Source organism: Paenibacillus sp. M-152 (assembly GCF_003856555.1).
GTDB lineage: Bacteria > Bacillota > Bacilli > Paenibacillales > Paenibacillaceae > Paenibacillus > Paenibacillus polymyxa_C.
In genome coordinates, this window is sequence record NZ_CP034141.1 from 4,409,020 (window position 1) to 4,435,029 (window position 26,010).

The window sequence follows — 26,010 nt, forward strand, 5'->3', positions numbered from 1 at the left end:
TCTATAACTATGTTTACGTATTCAACCTTAAAAAGTTTCAAAATTTACCTCCAATATTCCAAATTAAACCCAAAAAAGCACGTTCGTACGTCTAATGACGCACAAACGTGCCTATTATGATCCAAATGCTGTTTACAGGGATGCTTTGTAAATTTCGACTACATCTTCGCGATTGAGCTTGTTAAAGCCTCCGAAAGGTCCGAATTTCACAGCTTTATCAGCCATTACATCAATTTTGGACGCATCAATATCATAATCAGCCAGACGGCTTGGCGCACCAATCGATTTCCAGAAATCACGCAATGCTTGAATACCTTCCAGCGCTACTTCTTCGTCACTCTTGCCTTCTGGGTTCACATGGAACACATTCACAGCCAGCTGTTTGAAACGTTCAGGCTTCACATGCAAGTTATGTTTCATCCAGTTCGGGAACAGAATAGCCAGTCCTCCACCATGCGGAATATCATAAACAGCAGACACAGCATGCTCAATATTGTGAGTAGCCCAGTCACCTGTCAGCCCCATGTTCAGGAAGCCGTTTAGTGCCATCGTACCACAATACATAATCGTTTCACGCAGCTCGTAGTTTTCCAGATCGTTGACCAGTCCCGGAGCCGCATCTATGACCGTACGCAAAATCGTTTCACACCAGCCCAGTTGAACCGGAGTATTGGATTCCAAATGAAAATAATGCTCGAGCGTATGTGACATCATATCCACAATTCCGTAAACCGTTTGATTTTGTGGCAGAGAGTATGTGTTCACCGGATCAAGAATGGAAAACGCAGGAAACGCATGTACACTGCCCCATCCCAATTTTTCCTGAGTTTTTTCGTTTGTAATAACAGAACCTGCGTTCATTTCAGAACCGGTTGCCGCCATGGTCAGAACCGTACCTAATGGCAAGGCTGCTTGTGGAGCCGCTTTACGCTCTGCAAAATCCCACATGTCGCCATCATATTTTGCACCGACAGCAATAGCTTTGGAGCAATCCAGTACACTACCACCGCCTACAGCCAGTACAAGATCAATTTGATTTGTTTTACACAATTCAACGCCTTTATGTACCGTAGACAAACGAGGATTCGGTTCTACACCAGCCAGTTCTGTTACCTCTGCACCAATTTCACCAAGCAATTTTATTACATTATCGTACAAACCGCTGCGCTTAATGCTGCCGCCGCCATATACAAGCAGTACACGTTTACCGTATTTAGGAACTTCACGCTTGAGAGCCTCCAATTGTCCTTTACCAAAGATCAATTGTGTAGGATTATAAAATTCGAATGCTTTCATCGCAAACGCTCGCCTCCAATATTTCTAAAGTTTAATGTTAAGAAACTACTCTATTATAACCTTTATGGTTACAGGAAACAAATTGCTTTGTTTTCAGAAAAAAAACCATACTCCTTAAGGAGTATGGTTATATTTCACATCTTGGGAGGGTTCTCGTATTGTATTATGTAGCAACACAAGCTACTTTATTCTCCCAAGGTATATCCCAATTGTTTCATAAAACGGCCAAACGCTTGCTGACCGGATGGATTCCGTTTATACACTCCTGCGTGCTCTAAAATTTCACTGAATTTCAGTCCGACCTCATTTTGCACGATACGGACAGCCGTCTCTTTGTCAGACAGACGACCAAACCGGGTATTCAACTGGTAAATCCAGTCTGCATGCTTAAACAGTGGATGTTCTTCTTGCTGCATAGCCACAGCCAATTCATCGTTCCCACACAAAATATCAGCAATTCCATCCAGTTCATCCTTGAGTCGCCCTGGTAAGATGGCAAGCCCCATCACTTCGATTAGACCGATATTTTCCTTTTTGATATGATGCATCTCGCGATGGGGATGAAAAATACCTTCAGGGTACTCTTCACTCGTTCGATTGTTGCGCAGTACGAGATCCATCTGATATCTTCCTTCGGAATCCCGTCGCACAATCGGAGTTACTGTATTATGCGGAATCGTTTCCCCCTCCAGCTCGGTATGAGAGAGAACGTCTACCGATGGATCACTATAACCTTTCCAGGCTTCAAAAGCAGCATTCCCCGCCTCCAACAGTGCCTCGGCATCTGTTGACGTAAAACGAATGACCGACATTGGCCAGTTTACAATACCTGCCGTAACCTGCGGAAATGCTTCATTATGGTATACGCCGTCCACACCCGCTTTTTCAATTGGGAATGTATGACGACCACCCTGAAAATGATCATGAGTCAGGATCGACCCTCCGACAATGGGCAGATCCGCATTAGAGCCAATGAAATAATGCGGAAACGCTTTCGTAAAGGCCAGCAACCGCCGTAGCGTATCCTTTGTAAGCTTCATGGGTACATGATCATGATGGAACACAATGCAATGCTCGTTGTAATACACATAAGGTGAATATTGAAAAAACCACGGTTCCCCATTCAATTCTACCGGAATGATACGCAAATTTTGACGGGACGGATGATTTACCCTCCCCGCGTATCCAACGTTTTCACGGCACAATTGACATTTGGGATAAACAGGCGGCGGCAAAAGCTTCGCCATTGCAATTTCCTTAGGACTCTTTTCTGGCTTGGACAAATTAATCGTAATTTCCATATCTCCGTAAGGTGTTGACTGATTCCAGTACACATTGCTGGCTACCCGATCCATACGAATGTAGTTCGAATCAATGGATAATTGATAAAAAGCATCTGTAGCCGCTTCTATACCAAGTTCAGCCTCCGTTTGATGAAAGTCACGGATGACTTCAGACGGTCTCGCCATTAGCTGCCCCATGATTTTGGAATCCAGCAAATCACGATACGTATCCGTGTTTTCAGGGATAAGCCCTATGGCAAAACCATAATCTATCAATACATTAAGCACAGGCTGGAGAGCTTCGGGGGCAATAATGCCCCCTGCTTCCCCACCAGAATAAGGCTCCGAAAACCCGAACTGCTCTAATAACAGATTACGGCTGTAATCTGTATCTTGCAGACCGATCAAGCCCTTTTTTTGCGCGAATGCAACCAGTTGTTCCACCGCATATAGAGCCGATTGCTGTACAGTTTCGTCGATGTCATGGGCCAAGTGCCGGGAAAGTTCCCGGTCTTGGTCTTTATCTACGGATTGGCGCTCGCTCATATGTCATCGTCTCCCGTCTATTCGTCGCCGTAGCCTTGAGGGTGTGACTGATGCCATCCCCATGCTCCGCTAATAATATCCTCCAGTTGGGTACGTTTTGGGCTCCAGCCCAGCACCGAACGGGCCTTGTCAGAAGAGGCAACCAATATTGCTGGATCGCCTGCACGGCGGGGTTCTGTAACAACTGGAATGTCGAGCCCAGTGACCTTGCGTGCCGTTTCAATAACTTCCTTTACAGAGAAGCCCTGCCCGTTGCCCAGATTAAATATGTTGCTGTCATTACCTTCACGCAAGTAATTCACTGCGCGCACATGAGCATCCGCCAAATCACTTACATGAATGTAATCACGGACACACGTTCCGTCCGGTGTCGCATAATCCTCACCAAATACAGCGATATGTGGACGCTGTTTTAACGCTGTCTGGAGCACCAATGGGATCAGATGGCTTTCTGGACGGTGATCTTCACCGATCTTGCCACTCTCATGCGCACCAGCCGCATTAAAATACCGTAAAGATACGTATTTGATGCCTAATACTTTATCAAACCAGGACATCATGCGCTCCATCATCAGCTTTGTTTCACCATATACGTTGGTTGGCTCTGTACGGTCACCTTCTTCAATCGGCACCTTTTCCGGTTCGCCGTAGGTAGCCGCAGTCGAGGAAAATACGATCTTGCTTACGCCAGCATCTTTCATCGCCTCCAGCAAGCTCAACGTACCAAATACGTTGTTGTCATAATACTTTCCAGGATTTTGCATGCTTTCCCCAACCAGCGAGTTGGCTGCAAAATGAATAACTGCGTCGATATTATTTTCAGAGAACAGTTTGGATAGAAGTTCTTTATCCCTCAAATCGCCTTCATACAACTTGCCTCCAAGCAATGCTCCTTTGTGTCCGGTTTGCAAGTTATCCAGCACAACAACTTCTTCTCCCAAATCCAACAATTCTGCTACGGTATGTGAACCAATATATCCAGCTCCACCTGTGACTAAAATGGCCATGTTATTCGTCCTCCTTCAGTTCTTTAACTCCGTCCCCTGCCTTGCATACATAAAAGCTGGCTTCCAGCCCTGTACGGGTCTGATAAGCTTCACCGACTTCCTTTACAAAACGATCCACATCATCCTCATGAACCAATGAAACCGTACAACCTCCAAACCCAGCCCCTGTCATACGAGCACCCAGCGTGCCAGGAATGCGTCGTGCTTCTTCGACCATAACATCTAGCTCAGTGCAGCTGACCTCATACAAGTCACGTAATGAATCGTGAGAAGCGTTCATTAACTGACCGAAAGCTGCAAGTTCATTCGCCGCGAGAGCTTCGACAGAGGCCAGCACACGAGCGTTTTCCTCCACCACATGCTGTGCCCGGCGACGGACTGTTTCATCAGCAATATGATGCTGAAGCTCTCCAAACCGAGCCTCATCCAGCTGTGCGAGGTATTCCAGTGACGGCTCCTGCTGCTGCAAAATGGACAGTGCTTCCGCACATTGACTGCGACGCTCGTTATAGGCTGAATCCACCAAACCGCGGCGCTTATTCGTATTGCCGATTACAAGCTTATAAGCTCCTGTGCGGAATGGCACTTTACGGTACTCCAGCGTATCGCACATCAGCAGGATTGCATGATCAGCCGCTCCGTTCGCTACAGCGAACTGGTCCATAATACCGCAATTGACACCCACGTAATTGTTTTCTGCCCGCTGGGACAACAAAGCGATTTCGACTGTGTCGGTTTTCTGCTTTTCGGTAGTCAGGAAAGCGTAGCCTGTCACGACCTCAATCGAGGCTGAGGAGGATAATCCGGCTCCGTTCGGTATTTCTCCATGATAGAGCAGGTCGTATCCTCTAGACGGATAAACACCCTTTTCAGCCAACTCCACCAGTACACCCACCGGATAGTCCACCCACTCATCCGTTTTGCTTTTTCCTATCTCTCCGCGGGGGATAGACACTTCATACGACAGGTTTGTCGAAGCAAAATGAATTTGATCATCATTGCGTGCACGAAGAATCAACGTCGTACCAAATTCCAGCGCAGCCGGGAGTACATAACCACCATTATAGTCGATATGCTCTCCAATGAGATTGACACGGCCAGGTGCATGAAATATCAGCAGTTCATTGCTGCTTTCACCATATTTTTCAATAAAATGTTTCTTTAATTCAGTAGAGTTCATACCCGCTTCCACCTCATTCACCGTTAGTAAAAGTCTCCCTGATTTCCCTGTAATATCTTAATCAGGTTGACATCTCTTATGATTTCAGTATAAATGAAAGCGTCACACAATGTAATGCATCCATGTGTTTAAGCTATGGATAAATGTGACTTGGACATGTACAATGTAAGTATACCGCATCCACTAAACTATTCACAAATGCAGGAAGGATGACCCTATTTTGCAAGCGCATTCATATAGTTATGCTGTCGCCTCTAATCCGGTGTTTTATGAAAATAGCCCGCTGCATGTGCTTTTTGCAGGAGAGAGCCAGACCAAATCCGGTCATGCCGTAGGGCCGAAAATCTATGATTATTATCTGCTTCACTTTGTAGAGTCGGGCAAAGGCATCTTTCGAACAGAACAGCACACATATCAGCTTAAAAAAAACGATTTTTTCCTTATTCATCCCGGTCAGCTGGTGAGCTACACCTCTGATGAAGAGGAACCGTGGCGTTATCGTTGGTCTGCCTTTACCGGACACCATACGGAGCAGGTGGTGCAGGAGGCAGGACTGCGTGTTCATCAGCCTGTTTTCCATGCTGCTGATCAAAGCCCCATTCCTAGTTATCTGGAGCAAATGCAATTGGCCTTTTACAGCAGAAAATCTAGTTCTCATCTTTCAGCCTTGGGCTATTTGTACCTGATTATGGGAGAAGCAAGCAATTACCTTAGTGACTGGACTGATCCATCTGGGGCGGATTCGCAAATTCGACGTACAGTCAAGCAGATGGTTCAATACATGTCCACTCAGTACGCACACCCCGTTTCCATTGAGCAAATGTCTGAAGGACTTGGTTATAACCGTGCATACTTATCACGGATATTCAAAAAGGAAACGGGCATCTCCCCCGTCACCTATCTGCTTAAGCTACGGATCGACAAATCACGTCAACTGCTGCGCGAACGTCCTGAGCTGTCGGTTGAACAAGTGGCTGCATCTGTAGGATTAACCGATGCTCTATATTTCTCACGTCAATTCAAACGCTTCTGTGGGCAGTCTCCAACCGAGTACCGAAGCAAGGTTAAGCAGTATCCACAGTCGTAAAGTAAGCTTTAAGAGGCTTTACGAAGCTGCTGCTTCCAACAGACGGTTGATCTTCTTTTACAGGGGATGCTGGACAGGGCATTGGTTTCCCCTGCTCCCAGCCATAACGCAAACAGCCCGCATCCTTCAAATGGATGCGGGCTGTTAAGTATATATTTATAAGAGCATGTGAAATTAGGCCGATAACTCTGGAATATCTTTTGTCATTAGGCTGTGCCGCCGTCTTGTCCGTTCCCGGCATTTAGAATCGAATCAATCCGATCCAACTCCTCCTGTGAAAACTCCAGATTGGATAAAGCTTCAACATTTTCTTCGATTTGGCTTACACGGCTAGCCCCAATCAGGACAGAGGTCAGACGTTCACCGCGTAGAGCCCATGCCAGTGAGAATTGAGCCAAACTTTGTCCACGTGCAGCAGCCATCTGATTCAAGGCGCGCACCTTGCGCAGAGTTTCGGGCGTCACATGGTTCTCATTCAGGAATACCGATGTGCTTGCCGCGCGTGAATCCTCGGGAATTCCGTTCAAATATTTATTGGTCAGCAGTCCCTGAGCCAGTGGACAAAAGGCAATGCTACCTATCCCGTTTTCGTCCAGTACATCTTGTAATCCATTTTCAATCCAGCGGTCAAGCAGAGAGTATCTCGGCTGATGGATTAACATCGGTGTTCCAAGCTCCTTCAAAATGCGAGCTGCTTCTGCCGTTTGCTCTGCACTATAATTAGACACGCCCACATACAGCGCTTTGCCGGAACGTACGATATGGTCCAGTGCTCCCATCGTTTCTTCCAGCGGCGTATTGGGATCAAATCGGTGAGAGTAGAATATATCGACATAGTCCAATCCCATTCGCTTCAAACTCTGATCCAGACTGGATATCATATACTTACGAGATCCCCAGTCACCATAAGGACCTGCCCACATATGGTAGCCTGCTTTGGTAGAGATGACCAATTCATCCCGGTACGGTTTCATATCACTGGCTAACACTTGTCCGAAAAATTCCTCAGCTGAACCTGCGGGAGGACCATAGTTATTAGCTAAATCAAAATGCGTAATGCCCAGATCAAAGGAGCGAGTAATCATGCTGCGACCATTCTCCGCGTTGTTAATCCCGCCAAAATTGTGCCACAAGCCTAGCGAAATTGCGGGCAGTTTAAGACCCGATCTCCCTGTACGGTTATATTTCATACTTTCATAACGATCTTCGCCAGCTAAATAAACCATGCTATCACAGCCTCTCTCGAAACATTGTTATGTCCATTACAACCATCATCATAGCGCTTTTATCCGGGCGTTGACAAGAAAACGATTACAAGTCCAATTGATGAGCAAGTTTTTCCATAACTTTACCGATCGGTTCAGTGATCAAAAGATCCGCCTTGTGATCATACGAGGTGGGGTCTGTATTCAGCAGCACTGTATGTTTACCATGAAAATAAGTAATCAAGCCCGCCGCAGGATGAACTGTCAGTGACGTTCCTCCAATTAACAGCAGATCTGCTTGAGAAATGGCCTGAATGGATTGAATAAGGGTATCCTGATTCAACTCTTCCTCATATAAAACGACATCCGGTTTGATAATCCCTCCATCTACCGGACATTTAGGTACAACCTCGGAACTGTTCATCACTTCATTTAGCCCGTAAAAGCGGCCGCATTCCATACAGTAGTTGCGATGTACCGAACCGTGAAGCTCCAGTACATTTCTACTGCCTGCAGCCTGATGTAATCCGTCAATGTTTTGCGTCACAACCGCTTTAAGACGGCCTTGCTTTTCCAAAGACGCGAGAAAATGATGACAGCCGTTCGGCTTCGCATCGGGATGCAGCATTTTGCTGCGATAGAAATCGAAGAATACTTCAGGATGCTTCACAAAAAAAGAGCGGCTAAGCATAACCTCAGGAGAGTAGGGCAATTTTTCCTCACTCTGATACAAGCCTGCTGCCGAACGAAAATCTGGAATACCACTTTCCGTTGATGTCCCTGCTCCGCCGAAAAAAACAATATTCTGTGATTGCTGTATCCATTCCGCCAATGTATTAACTTTCATGCTCTACGCACCTCCAGCTCTTCATATCCACGAACCACCTTATCCGCATCCAGCAAATGACTGGAACGTTCCGATGCCGGCGCAAATCCAATGGCTAGCCGTACTCCAGCACGCTTGCCCATCTGCATATCCCCATTACTGTCTCCGATCACTACCACGTCCGCCGGCGACAGTCCTAGTAACGCGCAAGCTGTTTCAGCCATTTCCGGATCAGGCTTGCCGTATGTAACCCTATCATGTCCAATGATCTCGTCAAAATAGGATGTCAGCCCCATCCACTCCAAATGCTCTTGTGCAGCCTCTGTACTGTCAGAGGTCACAACCGCCAGCTTCATTCCGGCATGGCGACTTTGCTCCAATAAGGTCCGTAACCCTGGAAACACCTTCGCTGCCCGATGTCGGCGGACGTCAGCCATCGCTGTTTTATTAAATTCGCGGACAAGCCGCACAGCTTCATTCCACGGAACACCAGCAGTATAAAGCTGCCAAGCCAGTACACCCGTACTTTCGTCCACCGTTCCCATTGCCAGCGGGCCAGAAGGATCGTAACCGATCACATGTCCCTCCCGATCGTGAACAGTACCTAGAACGTTGCCTTTTTCCATTGTAAAACCGGCTCCCGCCACGACAAGATGCTGCTCCATCATATCCAGTATAGAACGAGCCCAGGGGCCCCACAACTGAATAAAATCCAGCAGCGTGCCATCTTTATCGAATAAGATGCCACGGCATGGGTATCGCTTCCCCTGCACGATCAGCTCAGACATGCATTACACCTCCTTTACGGGTTCTTAGAAGCTGAATCCACACTCTCTTTCATCCAATCCTGTAAAGCCGTTACCGTCTGGTTCCATTGCTCAACGGCGCTAATTTTCGCAGGATTATCCCCTTTCTGGGCACCGTAACTGCCAAATTGGGCATGGTTCCCCCCTTCGACTGTAAAATACAGCGTGTTGGCAGGTAAATAAGTTCTCCCACTTTGGACATTTTTCATCTGGATGACACCATCATCACTTCCTAACAGAGAAATAACTGGCAGATTTTTATCCTTTAAATTACCCTTGTTATCCGGGTAGGAAGCAAGGAAAAATACACCTTTGATCTGATCAGAATGTGCAGCTGCATATCGGGCCGCCATCACACCACCTAACGAATGACCGCCAATAACAAAGGCTTCCTCCGGATACGCCTTCAGCACTTCATTCGCCAAATCCGGTGAGATCAATGCAAGGTTCAGTGGCATTTTTCCAATAATCACATGATGTCCCTTTTCTGCCAAACGGCGTGCCAAGGGCGCATAACTTTCGGGTTTAACCAACGCCCCTGGGTACAAAATGACTCCTGATCCACTTCTTTTGGCAGGCTCAAAACTTAACCAATGCTCTTGCTCATTTACTTTCACAGTATCCGCTATTTCAGCTAATGCAGCAGCAGCCGTCTCGTCAGGCTGATAAGGCGTAAATACCTTCCATGCTCCCCAACCCGCGATTAGCACGATGACAATTAGGATGCCTAAAAGAATTTTCCATATTTTCTGAGAACCGCGTGTCCCATAAGAATTGTATGATCTTCTTGTTCTTCTTCTCATTATAAAAGTTCCTTTCGTCTTTCGTACCTCGTAATTCTTAGCTTGAATATAAAAGGTTTCGCTGTATTCGATAGCATAGCTATAACCCTGTTAGGGTAACATCGTTGCACATACAGGGTCAAATGAGCACACGTTTCCAGACATGAGCCCATCTTTATTCCGTGTTCAAGCTTTCGCCACATAAAAAGGACATGACAGCGCTTACTGTTGTGAATAAAATCACAATGTTGAGGTCCAGAGTATCGTACCTTGTTCCTTGTAAAGAATTATTTTTTAAATAGTTTAATCGGCAGAAGCCGTTCGGAGGGAAACACATGACGACAAGCCATGATGTACAAGGGGAAAGCTTCTTTCTCAATTTGCGATTTCTGTTGATTATATGCGTATTTGCAGGAAACGCCCTGGAGCCATTAGTCGGTTCATTTCATCTTGCCCAACAATGGTTCATCTGGATATTCATGTTTCATATGCCGTTGTTTGTACTCGTTACAGGCTACTTTGCCAAAACCACTTTGACAGGTCTCGCAGGACAAAAAGTTCTGCTTCAGATCGGTATGCAATATCTGATTTTCCAATCCCTTTATTCAATCTTGGATGTCGTAATCTTTCACGTTCCCCACATCCATCATTCTTTTTTTGCTCCTTATCTGCTGCTTTGGTTCCTTGCCAGCCACATCTGCTGGAGACTGTTAATGCTGTCTTTTCAGAAAATACCACCAGTCTTCCAACTGGGTATATCCGTGCTACTGGGTATTCTTGTCGGATATCTCCCCGTAGACGGTATATGGCTAAGCGTATGCAGAACCTTTGTTTATTTGCCTTACTTTGTAGCAGGTTATCATTTGAATTATGCGGACGTTCGACGCTTCTTCACAACACCTGTCCGTATAATCGCCGGCATTGTATCTCTTTTGCTTATGGTACTGGCGGGAACGTCGTATTTTGGCATCCCGGCTGGCTGGCTATATGGCAACATGACTTATGGTGAACTGGGCCATACCGAATGGTACGCAGGGATTTACCGTATCGGCATTTATGGAGTTCAATGGATAGCATCTATGGCGTTTCTAAGCTTTGTTCCAGCCGTCATAGGGCGTATAACCGAGATGGGACGGCGTACATTATATGTCTTTTTGCTCCATGGCTTAATCGTCCGTTCCGTTGTTGCAAAAGGAGTCTACGAGTATATAGATACTCCTGTGGAAGTCATGTTGATTCTAGTGTGCGCCACAGGTCTGTGCTGTCTGTTGACCATGCCTTGGGTTCGAACTGCAACACGGCCTCTGATTGAGCCACAAGTAGAGTGGATGTTGAAGCCAGCTCCTTATCTTTTTAGACGTTCTGCGTAATTTTTTATCCATTTATATTTCACAATCAGCACGCGACAACCCGCTTACAGACGAAAATGGAAGTGGGTCTTCCCCTCTTTACTTCACGCATAGTGCCTGTTTCATACAGGCAAGATGTGGTAAGTAAAAGATACGCGCAACAAAAAACAACTTTTTCATAAGGAGTGATTTGTCATGGCACGTAATCAAAATCAGGGTAAAATGAGTCGCGAAGAAGCAGGCCGTATGGGTGGAGAAGCTACTTCCAAGAAGCACAACAAGGAATTTTATCAGGAGATTGGAAAAAAAGGCGGACAAGCAACCGCAAACTCACATGATAAGGAATTTTATCAGGAAATCGGCAAAAAGGGCGGCGATGCTACAGCTGAGTCGCATGACAAAAATTTCTACAGAGACATCGGTCGTAAAGGTGGCAGAAATTAAAATATAGTTTCATATATCCCCCTCCTTTAACATAAAAACAAGCCTGAGCCCATCCGCTTTATTGCGGCATGGGGTTTTCCTATTTATCCGATAAGCTAACATATCAGAATATCAGAGTTTCGAAGCTTCCAATTCAAATCCTCGGAGATGCAATATATAGATAAATAAAACTGTTCATATCTATATATTGTTGCTTACAGAACACTTCTATACTTTTTCAAAATCCTCATATATGTAGAAAAATGCGCACAACTATGATAGACTCTTTAGAAAACATCTGCGCTATTACGGCGTTCATTGAACGCCATACCATTTTTATACTTTGGGGGGAAACCAGCATCATGACAGCTAAGACGAAAATGCGTTCCGATATGATTAAAAAAGGCTTTGACCGCGCTCCTCACCGCAGCTTGCTGCGCGCAGCGGGTGTCAAGGAAGAAGATTTTGACAAACCGTTTATTGCGGTATGCAACTCGTATATTGACATCGTACCGGGCCACGTCCATTTGCAGGAATTTGGCAAAATTGTCAAGCAGGCCATTCGTGAAGCAGGCGGTGTACCTTTCGAATTTAACACTATTGGTGTAGATGATGGCATTGCCATGGGACACATCGGTATGCGTTATTCTTTGCCAAGCCGCGAAATTATCGCAGATTCTCTGGAAACTGTCGTTTCCGCTCACTGGTTTGATGGCATGGTATGTATTCCTAACTGCGATAAAATTACCCCTGGTATGATGATGGGGGCATTGCGTGTTAACATTCCGACTATTTTCGTCAGCGGCGGTCCTATGAAAGCTGGTAAAGACAAGAACGGACGCTCTATTTCCCTGACTTCCGTCTTTGAAGGCGTAGGTGCATTCCAAGCGGGCAAAATCGATGATCAAAGCTTGCTTGAGCTAGAACAATACGGCTGTCCAACATGCGGTTCCTGTTCAGGAATGTTCACAGCGAATTCCATGAACTGTCTCGCAGAAGCGATGGGACTGGCTATGCCAGGTAACGGCACCATCCTCGCTGTAGCAGAAGAGCGCAAAGAATTCGTCAAACAATCTGCACGCCAATTGATGGAATTGATTAAGCTCGATCTGAAACCACGTGATATCGTGACTAAAGAAGCTATTGATAATGCATTTGCACTGGATATGGCAATGGGCGGTTCTACGAATACAGTATTGCATACATTGGCACTTGCCCATGAAGCTGAAGTTGACTACCCTATTGAACGCATCAATGAAGTTGCAAACCGTGTACCTCATTTGTCCAAATTGGCACCTGCCTCCGACTATCACATTGAGGATGTTCATAATGCAGGCGGCGTAAGCGCTGTGCTGAATGAACTATTGAAGAAACCAGGCGCATTGCATGGTGACTGCATTACTGTAACCGGAAAAACCATTCGTGAAAATGTAGAGGGGCAGGAAATTCTGGACACTAACGTCATCCACAAATTGGACAACCCTTATTCCGAGCGCGGCGGTCTAGCTGTATTATTCGGCAATTTGGCACCACAAGGTTCCATTATTAAAGTCGGTGCGGTTGATCCTTCTGTTGGCGGTTATCACAAAGGTCCTGCCATCTGCTTTGATTCACAAGAAGATGCGCTGGCTGGCATTGCTAACGGTAAAATCGCCGAAGGACATGTTGTTGTTATTCGTTATGAAGGTCCTAAGGGCGGACCTGGTATGCCTGAAATGCTCGCTCCAACTTCACAAATCGTGGGCATGGGGCTTGGTGCCAAGGTTGGTCTGATTACAGACGGACGATTCTCAGGTGCTTCCCGTGGTATCTCCATCGGTCATATTTCCCCTGAAGCAGCAGAAGGCGGACCTATCGCTTTTGTTGAGGACGGCGATATCATTGAGCTGGACCTGAACAATCGTAAGATTGAGCTTCACATTACGGATGAAGAATTCGACCGTCGTCGTGCCAACTGGAAAGGCTTCGAGCCGAAAGTGAAGACAGGCTACCTGGCGCGTTATTCCAAGCTGGTGACGAACGCAAGTAACGGCGGAATTATGAAAATCTAAGTGCTTTTGCCAAGATAGATTATTGTATGAACCACTAAAAACCTCTCGACTCCTACAAAGGATCGAGAGGCTTTTTTTTATAAGGTCAACTGCTTGATCCTGTATCCGCTGTTTGTGAAGCCCTGATCGAAGTATGCATAGGCTCCCCTTCTTCGGTCATTTCACTGTTGAGTGTATGAACCACATCCCTTTGATCAGTTGGTTCAAAAACCTGGTCTGACCGGTGCGAATCTCCCGGTTGAAAACGTTCAAACAAGGTATCAATGGGCATCACGATTAGTTTCGGTACCATGACCTCTTTTTTTTCACTCAATTGCTCTGAACCCGAAGGATGGATAATACGAAATAACAGCTTTAAATATACAGTAGACACATGCTTAAAAAGTCCTTGGGGAAGCTCCTGAACTTGAAAGCCTAATTTTTCAGGCCCTCGATGAATCATACTTACTGCATAGATCGCCTTTACACCCTTCATACCAGAATCATGTACAACCCGTTGGGTAAGATCAGGCAGTTGTCTTTTCACAACTCGAATCAATTGAATCGCTAGATGGACCAAGGACTTTGCCGTCGCTCCCAATTGAAACAACATTTTATTGTCAAAATGAAGCTCAATTATGGGGTCCCCTTTTTCCAGCCACCTACCGTTCTCCATGTTTATATTTGGTCCATGATAGATACGGCGACGATAATAAAAGATCGTATTATCCTTGCTGACAGGACGAAGACGGAACAAGGCATGAAAAAGTCGCTCGTATTGTAGCCATCCGAATACCATCGTTCTTTTAATCCAATCTGTACTGGACAAGCTAGAGACAGTGGATTGATTGCCAGACTGACGGCAAAACAATGTGTCCACGCGGACGCTGCGTAATTGCTGTTTCTGGGCGACCCTCAATAGCTTCTCTAGTGCAATGAGCATGTTCTGTGGCGCTTCTGCGTCAGCCCCCAATGTCGTACCACAGTCATGGAGCAGCATCACCTCGCCACCCCTCAGCTTTTTGAGCATTCTTTCCGCTAGTTGTTTCGCTCCAATGCTGGCCTTCCAGTCACCAAACATGGAGGACCATAATACGATTCGACGACCATTGTTTTTGGAAATATCAAAAAAGTTCACAATCCCCCAAGGTGGACGATAAAAGGTCGTTCCTTCGCCAGTTACTCGACGAATGACTGACTCTGTCTGGGTAATTTGTCTTCTAACCGTAACAGGCCGCATGAGCCAATTCGATTTGTGCACATAATTGTGGATGCCAATCAGATGACCTTCATCATGCATGCGCTTCAGAAGCTCAGGGTGTTTTTCGGCATTCATACCTACAACAAAAAAAGTAGCCTTGGCATCAAAACGCTTGAGTAAATCGAGCAACTGTGGTGTATAGACTGGATCAGGACCATCATCAAAGGTTAGCGCATATTCTTGGTCACTTTTGCCGCGTCGGAACACCCGGAAACCAAATATACGACTAACCAGCGCCGGAATAAAAGCATAAAAAGTTGAAATGTAAAACATCCATAACAGCAAAGTCTGCACGTTTTATCCCCACTTTTCTATTCTGAACTTCCAAGCAGGCCTCCTGAGTAAAACTCACTTACTTATATGTTATCACAATGACGTAAGCATGCCGAGATTTCGCCCTTGCTTATGGTCAGCATTGAGATTCAATTTAGTGTACAATAAATAAAAATCTTAAAGGAGTCGTTGTATACATATGCTTCCATTGTACAAAAAATATTGGCGTACTGTTTTTGATATCGGTCTGATCGTATTAACCGTGTATTTAATTATGTTCGTATCCAGCAAGCTGTATCAGCTAGCAGCACCTGTGTTCCTTTCATTCGTTGTGTTTTGGTGCATTGAACCTGCTGCCCGTTATTTTCATCGCAAAGGCATGAAAAAAACCTTTGCCTCCGCACTCTCCGTATTGCTGTTTATCATCTTATTACTGGCTATTTTTTTCGGATTGGGCCTGATCCTGGTTACTCAATTTACAAAAGTCGCGCAAAACCTCCCACATTATACCCAGATTATCCAAACGGAATTCACGCGGATTCTTCATCTATCTCAAGATAAAATTGCTGCCTTGCCTTCGGGTGTTACCGAACGTGTAAATGATTATTTTGCGACTGCTACCACCATTGCTACGAAATGGGCACAGCTAGGGTTATCCTTTTTCATTCAATTTCTCAGCTCTTTTACCGTTTTTATGGGCAACTTTGCGGTTGCCATCATTTTAGCGTTCTTTTTGAGTATGGAAATTAATCTCTGGAAAGGAATTGCCCGCAGTAAAACACCGAAGACACTAAAAACAGCATATCTTTTTCTAAAAAATCATGTACTTAAAGCCATTTCTGCCTTTCTCAGGGCTCAAGCTCTACTGGTAGGAATTACCTTTGTGCTCGTATTTATAGGTTTACTCATTTTGCAAGTGGATAATGCCCTATCGTTGGCGCTCGTAGCAGCTTTGTTTGATATTCTGCCATTGTTGGGTGTGCCTGTTATCTTTATTCCATGGGCAGTGTATTTGTTCATCACGGGCAATACCGGCTTGGCTGTAGGCTTACTTATTGTCATGGCTGTCACCGTGATTGTGCGCCAGTTGGCAGAGCCCAAAATTACTGGTAATTCTATCGGCGTTTCATCTGCCTATCTAATGCTTTCCTTTGCCATTATATCGTTATCCATCTTCGGATTGGCTGGATTAATCCTATCCCCCATTCTGATCATTTTGCTCAAGGAATTGTGGCAGCAAGGTTATTTGCAGCAATGGATTCGGTTTCCGACTGAGGAATTTGACGAGCCTCCGTTTATCGTCAAAATTCAGGAGGAAGAGCGTGAAGCTACTCGCGGAACTCAGGAGGATTGAGCTAGCAGATCCATGACTTGACCGAACAGTGCTGTGGCCTGATTTGCAGCATGCGCTGAAGCATTTTGCACTAAGACGGCAACCGCATAACGTGGCCGCTCTATCGGACCGTAACCAATAAACCACTGGTGATTTATAGGGTGACCGTTTTTTAAAGCTTGGGCCGTACCCGATTTACCAGCCAGCTTCCAGATTTTATTGCGCAAGGAGGCACCTGTACCGTGTGCCACAACCTGTTCCATTGCTTCACGCAGCGTATGAGCCGTGGATGTGCGAATCGAGCGGCTGCCTTGGGGTAAAGGAGCGGCGTGAGCAGGTAGCTCCAGCAAGGTGCTTCCGTCTGCGTAGCTGATGCCTTTTACGATACGCGGTGCATGTACTTGACCATCGTGCAGCAAGGTGACGATGAGGTTGGCTGCTTGGAGAGGCGTCACCAGCACATCACGCTGGCCGATAGCTGTCTGCACACGTACGCCTGGATCAGATGCATTCGTATAGGAGCCGAATACGGTTCCCTTTTCTTCGTGATCTAGCGGTCTGAATTGAGGCAGGCCTGCAAGATTCCGGTCCTGCCAGCCCACGGTTCGACTCAATCCCAGTGCAGAGGCTGCGGCCTGAATTTGCTCAGCGTTAAGCCGTTCGCCGAGATGAGCGAACACACTATTACAGGATACGGCAAGCCCTTCCTCCAGGTTCAGGGTTCCGTGTCCTTTTTCTTTCCAGCAAGACAATCCGTACTTGCCATAGGCTCCATGACAATGAAATTGCTCCTGTGGTTGAACCACACCTGATTCAAGTGCAGCCGCAGCCGTAACCAACTTAAAAATAGAACCAGGCGTTACCGCTTTGAGGGCACGATTAGACCAGTCTGTTTTTTGCTGCGGATCAACATGAATGGGATTATAAAAAGGCCGAGACACCATCGCCATAACATCCGCGTTGCCTGCGTCAAGCACAACCACTGCACCTTCTGTCAAATGATTAGATTCTGTCAGCTTCTCAATCTGTTCCTGCAACGGGAGATCAATTGTAGTCTGCACCTGTAATGGATAGTGACTATTGGATGGAGCACTGACACGAAGCGGGACATGAGTCAATGGACGACGTTGCGCATCTACAGACCGAGAGACGAACGTCTCACCAACGCCGCTTAGCAGTGGCTCGAGCGTTCTTTCCAGGCCAGCTGCCCCCATCGGCAGTTCACTTGCTCGTTCACCACGTTCATACAGAAAACCAAGCCATTGTCTGCCATTGGGCATATCCCTATAACGCTGCGCATACGGTACAAGCTCTATGAGCGAAGGGGCTAACCTCAGCAGTCTCCCCGCTTCATTCGGATGGATTTGTACAGGCTCTCCGCGTCCATCCCGCCATATGAGTGGAGATTGCAGTTCCTTCCATCGCGTCAACAGTTGCCCTTTACTCGTATGCAGTAGCTTGGCCAGTTCTTGTCCATGCAAAGCAGCTTGGCCATCTACATCGGGAAAAAGCACTGGCGTCCATACGACTCCTCCAGTCAAGGGCTGCCCGTGTCGGTCTGTAAACTGTCCCCGCCCAGTATCAATAGCGATTCCTTCCTGTCGCTGACGTACTGACATTTCTTTAAGCGAATGCCCCCCATAAAGTGACAAATGAATACCCGCTGTCCCCTGAATCCAAGCCAGTCGGAAACATAAAATCAGTAGTAATACCATGATCCCCAGGGCTATATATGCAATTCGACGTTGACGAATGAAACTGCTATGACGCCTAGACACATTTATCCTCCTTTCATCATTTTTCCAGTAGTATGTCCGGTGATGGAAAAAGAAAACCCACTCAACATGTAATGTCGAATGGGTTACCGAATTTATGGGATATCTAGTGAGGAATATGGGCTCCAACCTAAAATTTCGTCTAACGAATAATAGACCGTTATAAAAATAGTAATGGCTAGAACCGCCCAAGCCAACTTTGTGTTTGTATTAATAATTTGCGCTCCTGATATCCCTGATTTTAGAACACCTACACTGTAAACCTCGAAAGCTGTTCTTTCAAATTCACCGATACTCCTTCCAGCTTATCAGACAAGCCTACCAGCTGATTACCGATATTGGCCTGCTCATTACTGAGAGAAGCAACTTCCTGCGAAGTAGCCGAGGATTGCTCAGCTACCGCACTTACATTGGTCATTGCCTCGGACAAAGTAGTCTGCGATTCACTCAGATGATGAATAGATGCGGTGACTGTTCCCAACCGAAGCGCGAACTCTCCCATTTGCTGCTGCACCGATTGGAAAATGTCCGTCGTTTCTTGTACGGCTCCCATCTGCTCCCGGAACAGCGGGTACACTTCAGATAACGCCTGTACCGTTTCATTCATCTCATTGACGATATTATTGGTAATACCTGTAGCCGTACGAATGGCTTGACGTGATTGCTCTGCCAACTGACGAACCTCATTGGCAACCACCATAAAACCACGCCCGGCTGTCCCAGCTCGTGCCGCTTCAATCGTCGCATTCAGTGATAGAATGTTCGTTTGTTTAGCAATATCCTGTAATACGTCCAGCACCTTAAAGACATCGGAAGTTGTCTGCTTCAGTTCATCTACTTTGCCTACCAAAGCATGCGTAGTTTCTTCCGTAACCTTAGTTTTGCTCAATAAATTTCTCAGCTGAACTGTCCCTTTTTCACTGGACTGTTCAACTTCTTGTGCGACCAGACTCATTTCATGATTAGAAGTCATAACCGTATCCATTTGCTGGGATATATTCCCGGTTAACCCGCTGCCACGTTCCGCCTCTGTTGCCAAACTGGTGGCACCATGAGCAATCTCTTCCGTTGCGGCTGCAATTTCTTTGGCTGAAACGGCTGTCTTCTTCGAGGCATCACTCAGTTCCGTCGCTGTATTCAGTACCTCCTGTGCTGATGCATTCGTCTGTTCTACCAGCAGTGTAATTTGTTCCATCATCGTATCAAAACTTTCAGACAACTGTCCAATCTCATCCTGTGCCTTATACTTCGTTCGGATTTGCAAGTTGCCTTTGGCGCCTTCAATCATTAAATCCTTCAGGTGTGTCAATGGACGAGCCACAAGACGTACCATCCACAGACCAATGAACAATGCAATGAGTGCCGCTACCGCAGCAAATACCCAGGTTGTGGTAAGTATTCCCCTGGCGTCTCTCACCAGTTCAGATACAGGCACTACACCCACGAGAATCCATTTGGAAGTTCCCAGTGTATTATGAACCGCAAGCACACTTTGCTCTTTTCCATCTGCTACCTGCTCCATAATTTGATTCCCTTCGATCCCTTCAAGCTTGGAAACGTAATCCAGCTTTGTCTTTCCTCCTGCCAAACTCTCATTGTTAGAGCCTACAAACTCACCCTTATCTGTCACAAGGCTAATCATACTGCCTGAGCCCAAATTAACACCTTTCAACTCGTCCTCCACCGCACTGGCCTTTAAATCCATAACCAGAACATAAGTCCCTCCCAACCCGGACATGCTGTTCATGGAGCGTGCCAGACGAAAGGTCTTGCTGCCATTGTCATTCACCTGCGTAGGTAGCCAAACCATTCCCTTGTTTTTCAAAATATCCTTAAACCATGCTTCCTGCCGTACATCCTTTTGTGTTCCGGTACCCATTGCAGCTAAACTGGTTTCTTCCGGGTATAGGTACAATGAATCAATCGCTTTATTTGTAAAAGCAATATTCGTTAATTTCTTGTTTACTTCGCCCATAGCAACAAAAGATGCAAAGGGATTTTTATCTTGCTTTACAGCCTTTTGCAACTGATCACTTAATTCAGTATCGAAAAATACCTGTGTCGATGTGTCTTGAAAGCGCTCTAAAATAATATCAAGCTTTTCCGAAGTTTGCTGAACTGTTTGTTGATACGCTGTAGCTGCATTTTGTTCAATCGTACTTTTAGCTTTGTAGTACGAGAGCATCCCCAGGCTGACCACGAATAACATAATGGCTGCAAAAAAGATCAGAAACAACTTCATTCCAACCGAACGGATCGGATTATAGTTTTTGACCAAATGCATAAAATCCTTACTGTATCTTTCAGGCTTAAGTAAACGCTTTAAATTGTATGTGCATTTACGTAAGGCCTTAGCTACCCAGGGAGTATCTTTCGAAGACATCACAACCGTCTCCTCCCCTTTATCCGTTGTTACTTTACTTCCTTTCAAGCCTTTCATTGGATCCGTTTTCTTAGGTTGCCTTTTTGCTGCATTTCTCTCTTTTTTCCGAAAACCCATTCCTCTCACCTACCACCATATAATTAGTTTCTTATTCCACGTCATCCTTTATGTATCTATTATCTATATAATCTCTATCGGAACTATTCGACAAGGAATGTAGCTTTCCTTTGAGTATCAACTAAATTTTGTGAAACTTTTTTCCTAGAAAACTATTCAAAAAAAAGCCTCTCCAACCGATAGGAGAGGCTTTTGAATCTTTTCACCTGTGACTTAAGGCTTATTTACTTCTTTTTACGCATCATATCAAAATACGATACAGGCTGATCTACCTTCATTTTGATTCGTTGAAGCGGATGACGTGCAGCATCTAATTCGTTGCCTTCCTCATCCCAGATCGTTCCGACCGTTTGCTTGAAAAACGTTCCGTTCGGCCCGAAAAATTCAATTTCATGCCCTGGTTTAAAATGGTTACGTTGTTGAATCGTTGCGATGCCACTTGCGGCATCGTAATCCATGACTAGTCCGGCAAAATCATAAGGGACTGCTTTTTCTTCCGGCTCATAAATATGATCCTCATGATCCGGTGTATCATAGAAGAATCCTGTATTTAACGGACGATTGGCTGCCTTGTTAATTTCTTCAATCCATTCTGGTTTGAGTACATAATTTTCCGGATCAGCCATATAAGAATCAATCGCTTGACGGTAGACATTCACGACCGTAGCTACATAGTGGATGGACTTCATACGTCCCTCCACTTTAAAGCTGTCTACACCCACATCAATCAGATCAGGAATATTTTCAATCATACACAGATCCTTGGAACCCATAGAAAAAGCATTATCGCTTTCTTCAAACAATGGAAGTTGGTTAACGCCAAGCTGGAACTGTTTTAGTACATTGTTGTCCTGTGCCTCTTCCTCAGATATCCAAACCTCACCTGGACGGGCATCCTCAAACAAATCATATTTCCAGCGGCAAGACTGACAACATCCTCCACGATTAGAATCGCGGTCTGTAAAATGATTGGATAACACGCAGCGACCGGAAAATGAAGAGCACATCGCACCATGGACAAAAGCTTCGATTTCGATGTCCACATGCTTTTTAATTTCTTCGATTTCCTCCAAGCTGGTTTCACGTCCAAGTACCACACGCGGCAGTCCCTCGTCTTTCCAGAACTTTACCGCTTGCCAATTCAGCGTGGACTGCTGTGTGCTCAAATGCACTTCCAATCCGGGAACTGCCCGCAATGCCACGGATACAATGGCCGGATCAGCGACGATAACGGCATGAATTCCTACTTCATACAGATTGCGCAAGTATTCCTCAATTCCGGCAATATCTTCATTGTGAGCATAGATATTAGTCGCCACAAGCACCTTAGCACCGTACTTGTTGGCGAATTCCACACCTTCACGCATTTCTTCAAAACTAAAATTATCGGCGTTAGAACGCAGACCGTATTTTTGTCCACCAATATATACAGCATCTGCGCCATAGTGAACGGCAAACTTCAGCTTTTCTAGATTTCCGGCAGGAGCCAACAGCTCTGGCTTATCCAGACGATTCCGTTTACCTGTATATTTTCTCGTTTTGGTGATCGTTCCCATGACGTTCCCCCCTCTGTAAATTCATTTTGTAATTAATAAACCTGCTCTTTGTAGAAAAATCCGAAGGAGAGTTCCCGTTCAGGGTCTTGAAGACGGCGGACCTCATCCAGCCAGCTTTCATCATAAACATAAGCATCTGGGTCGGCTGTATAACTGTCTATTGCTTTACGATAAGCACGGACAACTGCCTCATTGTAAGCGGTGGGTTTCAACAAGCCCTCGATCTTAAAGCTGTGCACACCCGCCTCCATCAGAATATGCAGGTCCTCCATGATACAAAAATCATCCGAACTCATAATATGTGTCCCGTTGATATCTTCGTAAATGGGGAACTTCTCTTCCTTCCGCTCTGCTTCAATCAGAAACAAGCCACGCCCTCTGCCGAGATCGCCTTCTACCGTGCGACCTTGGTGCAGCATATAGCTTTGAACAAGCTTACGCTTGGAGTGATAAATATTGGTCATTCCATGTACCTGAACCTGTGCTTCTATATTCAACTTTGGAATCATTTCCGTAATTTCATCCATACTGAGCTCACGAGCCAAGATGACACGTGACGCCCCTTTTTCACCCCAGTAGTTGGCGGTTGCGAAGTTGGTAGAAATCATCTCTCCGTTCCAGAAGAGTTTCAGATGAGGTGCATACTCCTTCACAGCCATAAGCACTGCTGGATCATTAAACTCAATGGCGTCTACGCCGCGTCCAGCTAGTGTCTGCACATATTCGGGAAGAAGTGGCAATAGCTCATTCGTCATCAAATTCGTCATAGATATATATACCTGCGCCGCATGCTTCCGTGCCTCTTCCACAACCTCACGGATTTGGTCCGGTGTAAAATGTCCTGGCAGTCGCATGCCAAAGCGGTCATCTCCAATAAGCAATGCAGTAGCTCCAGCCTCCAGCATATGGCGGGCATCCTCCGGAGAGCTGGCAGTTGCCAGCAGTTCGGGTTTGTAAGCCATAGGCTCACCTCCTAATTTGTCTTACGGTTACTTACCTGAATGTTATGCAAATGATCTTTATACGTTTTGGCAAACAAATGTTTATGTGTTCCATCTTTTTTGGTCACATAAAATAAATAATCTGTAGATTTCGGCTGTAGAGCCGCCACTACTGATTTCAGACTGGGACTTGCAATCGGTCCTGGTGGAAGTCCTTGATGTATATACGTATTATAAGGACTTTCTACAGCCAAATCCTTGTAATACAGTCGTTCCTTTTGCTTGTCCAGCATATATTGAACTGTAGCATCAATTTCCAGCTTTTTATCCTGTTGAAGACGGTTATAAATAACGCCAGCTACGATAGGCCGCTCATCGTCTACAACCACCTCACGCTCTACCAGAGAGGCAACTGTCAGCAGCTGATGCAGTGTTTCACTGCGTTGCTGCAGCCCGGCATCCAGGTCAGAAATGGTATCCAGACGTTTTTGCGTCTGCTCCAGCATCGTCTGAATGATATCCTTGGTTGTGCTTCCCTTTTTCAGTTCATAAGTTTCCGGGAAAAGATAGCCTTCCAGCGCATAGCGAAGCCCCGTCTGCTTTGGTATGTCCCGTACCAGCGGGACGTCAAAAGCGGACGGATCGTTGGCTAGCTGCAAAAATTGCTGCCGGTCTGCCAGTCCTTCCTTTTGCAGCTTCTCAGCCATCTGTCTAATCGTAAAACCCTCCGGGATTGTAAAACGGATCATTTCCTCTTTGACTACGTCCCCAGCCGATAGCTTGGCAATCAGCTGATCAAAGGTTGCGCCAGGCTGCGCTTCATATTTTCCAGCCTGAAATGCGTTTCCTTGCTGTTTGAATTTTACATAAGCCTTAAACACGAGCGCATTACGTATAAGTCCCTTTTGCTCAAGCGTATCTGCAATAGCCGATGTTCCCGTACCCCTTACCACCGTAAAAGCAACGGGTTGTGTTTTCGGCTGAACAGGCTGCATGGCATTCCATATATAGAGGATTGCACCTCCCGCTATACAAACAAGCACGAGAAGCAACGTAAGCATCCTTGTCCTTCGCTTCACATCCACCCAACTCCTTCACAGCCAAAAAGGGCGGACTGGTCCGCCCTTTCAGGTTTGATCTGCTCGTTATCCAGACTTACAGCTCTTCCGGCAACGTACATTCGTCGTACAGCTCAGAAATATCTTCCCACTCATCATCATCTTCAATGGTGGTGATGGAGATTTCGCCGTCTGTGGATGAGCTTACATGATATAATTCATGTTCGCCAGCAGCAGCACCAGGTCTACGCAATACGGCGTACCGTTGCCCGCCTACCTTGAACTCTGCTTCCAACTCCATGCGTATCGCATGACCCTGTTCATCCTGCAACTCTACATCGCCGTCAAATGCTTCCTTCAAATCAGAGGTCCAGCTCAGGTCTTCACGTGAGTAGCTCGTCATTTCCCGTCTTCCTCTTCTTCTTCCTCTACAAATGTATTAAAGGTCTCTTCGACGATTTCCCATTCGGCATCGTCTTGGATCACAAACAATTTAATATCATCGCCTTCTTCTTCGTAGCGGAAGGCGTACACATCGGACTCATCAGCTTCAGGGTCCACTGGCGCAACCATCATGTACTTTGCTTCGGAACCATCTACCTCAAACTTCATAATGACCTCGAACTCTTCCTCGTTGCCCTCGTCATCGGCAATATAAATAATTTCCGGCTCTTCTTCCATACCCAATTGATTTTCAGCCATTACGAAATCCCCCTCACCTTGTACTGTGTGCGTCCAAATAATTTTGCAAGATCAGGCTTGCGGCCAGTTTATCTACCACCTGCTTGCGTTTTTTGCGGCTGACGTCGGCCTCCAGAAGCGCACGCTCTGCCGAACGCGTCGTCAGCCGTTCATCCCAAAGGTGAACGGGTAAACCCAGTAACTCCTTGAGCCGGTTCGCAAACTCAATGCAAATCTCACCGCGTGGACCCACGGTTCCGTTCATATTTTTCGGCAAGCCTACAACAACCTCACCAATTTCATGTTCACGAACCAAATTTGCAATTTTACCGAACTCGCTGTCGTCACCGCGTCGTTCTATGACTTCCAATCCTTGGGCGGTCCAGCCGAAGGCATCACTTACGGCGACCCCAATTCGGCGATCCCCGTAATCCAATCCCATTACTTTCATGCCTGTCTCCTAACGATGCTTAGCGAGATAGAAACGAACCAGCTCTTCAATCAATTCATCGCGTTCTTTTTTACGCACCAGGCTTCTAGCATTATTATGCCGCGGCACATAAGCCGGATCACCGGATAGCAAATACCCGACGATTTGATTGATCGGATTGTATTCTTTTTCTACCAACGCATCATATACGGTCAACAAAATCTCCTGAGCAGAAGCTTCCTTCTCATCCGCCTTGACATTAAATTTGACCGTTTTGTCCATGGAATCCATTGTTGACACCTCGCTTCCACAAAACATGTGTACATGTTTATGCCAGCTTATTCTTTTATATCATACCATAAGCAAAGCCCTTCAAGGAAAT

Annotated in this window: 23 protein-coding genes; 5 read left to right on the forward strand and 18 right to left on the reverse strand. The window is 46.0% G+C overall.

Going from position 1 to position 26,010, the window contains the following annotated elements:
• Positions 1–132: 132 nt before the first annotated feature.
• The 4 genes from EGM68_RS19165 to EGM68_RS19180 all read right to left on the reverse strand — a co-directional run bounded on the left by EGM68_RS19165 (position 133) and on the right by EGM68_RS19180 (position 5,312).
• A complete protein-coding gene (locus EGM68_RS19165; RefSeq protein ID WP_025676130.1) occupies positions 133–1,296 on the reverse strand; it encodes an iron-containing alcohol dehydrogenase in 1,164 nt (387 codons plus the stop codon).
• Positions 1,297–1,481: 185 nt separating this feature from the next.
• A complete protein-coding gene (locus EGM68_RS19170; RefSeq protein WP_013372585.1) occupies positions 1,482–3,125 on the reverse strand; it encodes a UDP-glucose--hexose-1-phosphate uridylyltransferase in 1,644 nt (547 codons plus the stop codon).
• Positions 3,126–3,142: 17 nt separating this feature from the next.
• Positions 3,143–4,132 (reverse strand): UDP-glucose 4-epimerase GalE, encoded by a 990-nt coding sequence (gene galE, locus EGM68_RS19175; protein WP_013372586.1) that lies wholly within the window; start codon positions 4,130–4,132, stop codon positions 3,143–3,145.
• A gap of 1 nt (position 4,133) precedes the next feature.
• Positions 4,134–5,312, reverse strand: coding sequence for a galactokinase (locus tag EGM68_RS19180; protein WP_040103840.1), 1,179 nt, complete (start codon positions 5,310–5,312; stop codon positions 4,134–4,136).
• A 220-nt stretch (positions 5,313–5,532) separates the two neighbouring features.
• On the opposite strand from EGM68_RS19180, the gene EGM68_RS19185 reads away from it, so the two are divergent.
• Positions 5,533–6,399, forward strand: coding sequence for an AraC family transcriptional regulator (locus tag EGM68_RS19185; protein ID WP_013372588.1), 867 nt, complete (start codon positions 5,533–5,535; stop codon positions 6,397–6,399).
• Between the two features lie 206 nt (positions 6,400–6,605).
• Here EGM68_RS19185 and mgrA read toward each other — a convergent pair whose 3' ends face one another.
• The 4 genes from mgrA to EGM68_RS19205 form a co-directional block, all read right to left on the reverse strand.
• On the reverse strand, positions 6,606–7,625 hold the full coding sequence (mgrA, locus tag EGM68_RS19190; RefSeq protein WP_013372590.1) for an L-glyceraldehyde 3-phosphate reductase: 1,020 nt from the start codon (positions 7,623–7,625) through the stop codon (positions 6,606–6,608).
• Between the two features lie 85 nt (positions 7,626–7,710).
• Positions 7,711–8,451 carry an NAD-dependent protein deacylase gene (locus tag EGM68_RS19195; RefSeq protein ID WP_013372591.1) on the reverse strand — a complete coding sequence of 247 codons (741 nt, stop codon included), beginning with the start codon at positions 8,449–8,451 and terminating at the stop codon, positions 7,711–7,713.
• Complete coding sequence (locus EGM68_RS19200; protein WP_013372592.1) at positions 8,448–9,218, reverse strand: HAD family hydrolase; 771 nt, start codon at positions 9,216–9,218, stop codon at positions 8,448–8,450. The genes EGM68_RS19195 and EGM68_RS19200 overlap by 4 nt, the downstream gene beginning before the upstream one ends.
• 14 nt (positions 9,219–9,232) lie before the next feature.
• Positions 9,233–10,039, reverse strand: coding sequence for an alpha/beta fold hydrolase (locus tag EGM68_RS19205; protein ID WP_129549827.1), 807 nt, complete (start codon positions 10,037–10,039; stop codon positions 9,233–9,235).
• Positions 10,040–10,353: 314 nt separating this feature from the next.
• Between EGM68_RS19205 and EGM68_RS19210 the strand changes: the two genes are divergently transcribed.
• From EGM68_RS19210 to ilvD, 3 genes are all read left to right on the forward strand, one after another.
• Complete coding sequence (locus EGM68_RS19210; RefSeq protein WP_129549828.1) at positions 10,354–11,388, forward strand: acyltransferase family protein; 1,035 nt, start codon at positions 10,354–10,356, stop codon at positions 11,386–11,388.
• 174 nt (positions 11,389–11,562) lie between these two features.
• A complete protein-coding gene (locus EGM68_RS19215) occupies positions 11,563–11,811 on the forward strand; it encodes a KGG domain-containing protein (protein WP_013372595.1) in 249 nt (82 codons plus the stop codon).
• 341 nt (positions 11,812–12,152) lie between these two features.
• Positions 12,153–13,841, forward strand: coding sequence for a dihydroxy-acid dehydratase (gene ilvD, locus EGM68_RS19220; RefSeq protein WP_016324645.1), 1,689 nt, complete (start codon positions 12,153–12,155; stop codon positions 13,839–13,841).
• Between the two features lie 85 nt (positions 13,842–13,926).
• Here ilvD and EGM68_RS19225 read toward each other — a convergent pair whose 3' ends face one another.
• Positions 13,927–15,375 carry a polysaccharide deacetylase family protein gene (locus tag EGM68_RS19225; protein ID WP_013372598.1) on the reverse strand — a complete coding sequence of 483 codons (1,449 nt, stop codon included), beginning with the start codon at positions 15,373–15,375 and terminating at the stop codon, positions 13,927–13,929.
• A gap of 178 nt (positions 15,376–15,553) precedes the next feature.
• Between EGM68_RS19225 and EGM68_RS19230 the strand changes: the two genes are divergently transcribed.
• A complete protein-coding gene (locus EGM68_RS19230) occupies positions 15,554–16,708 on the forward strand; it encodes an AI-2E family transporter (RefSeq protein ID WP_129549829.1) in 1,155 nt (384 codons plus the stop codon).
• On the opposite strand, the gene EGM68_RS19235 is transcribed toward EGM68_RS19230, so the two are convergent.
• From EGM68_RS19235 to EGM68_RS19275, 9 genes are all read right to left on the reverse strand, one after another.
• Entirely contained in the window at positions 16,696–18,465 is a 1,770-nt protein-coding gene (locus EGM68_RS19235; RefSeq protein ID WP_129549830.1) for a peptidoglycan D,D-transpeptidase FtsI family protein, read from the reverse strand. The two genes, EGM68_RS19230 and EGM68_RS19235, sit on opposite strands and share 13 nt — an antisense overlap.
• Before the next feature lie 247 nt (positions 18,466–18,712).
• Entirely contained in the window at positions 18,713–20,962 is a 2,250-nt protein-coding gene (locus tag EGM68_RS19240; RefSeq protein WP_129549831.1) for a methyl-accepting chemotaxis protein, read from the reverse strand.
• A 224-nt stretch (positions 20,963–21,186) separates the two neighbouring features.
• Positions 21,187–22,518 (reverse strand): peptidase U32 family protein, encoded by a 1,332-nt coding sequence (locus EGM68_RS19245; RefSeq protein WP_013372602.1) that lies wholly within the window; start codon positions 22,516–22,518, stop codon positions 21,187–21,189.
• A 32-nt stretch (positions 22,519–22,550) separates the two neighbouring features.
• Complete coding sequence (locus EGM68_RS19250) at positions 22,551–23,480, reverse strand: peptidase U32 family protein (protein ID WP_129549832.1); 930 nt, start codon at positions 23,478–23,480, stop codon at positions 22,551–22,553.
• A gap of 11 nt (positions 23,481–23,491) precedes the next feature.
• Entirely contained in the window at positions 23,492–24,520 is a 1,029-nt protein-coding gene (gene mltG, locus EGM68_RS19255) for an endolytic transglycosylase MltG (protein WP_129550349.1), read from the reverse strand.
• Between the two features lie 94 nt (positions 24,521–24,614).
• Complete coding sequence (locus EGM68_RS19260; protein ID WP_129549833.1) at positions 24,615–24,920, reverse strand: DUF1292 domain-containing protein; 306 nt, start codon at positions 24,918–24,920, stop codon at positions 24,615–24,617.
• Positions 24,917–25,219, reverse strand: a complete 303-nt coding sequence (locus tag EGM68_RS19265; protein WP_013372606.1) for a DUF1292 domain-containing protein — start codon at positions 25,217–25,219, stop codon at positions 24,917–24,919. The genes EGM68_RS19260 and EGM68_RS19265 overlap by 4 nt, the downstream gene beginning before the upstream one ends.
• 13 nt (positions 25,220–25,232) lie before the next feature.
• A complete protein-coding gene (gene ruvX, locus EGM68_RS19270) occupies positions 25,233–25,649 on the reverse strand; it encodes a Holliday junction resolvase RuvX (protein ID WP_016819084.1) in 417 nt (138 codons plus the stop codon).
• A gap of 9 nt (positions 25,650–25,658) precedes the next feature.
• On the reverse strand, positions 25,659–25,919 hold the full coding sequence (locus EGM68_RS19275; protein ID WP_007431624.1) for an IreB family regulatory phosphoprotein: 261 nt from the start codon (positions 25,917–25,919) through the stop codon (positions 25,659–25,661).
• Positions 25,920–26,010: the final 91 nt, after the last annotated feature.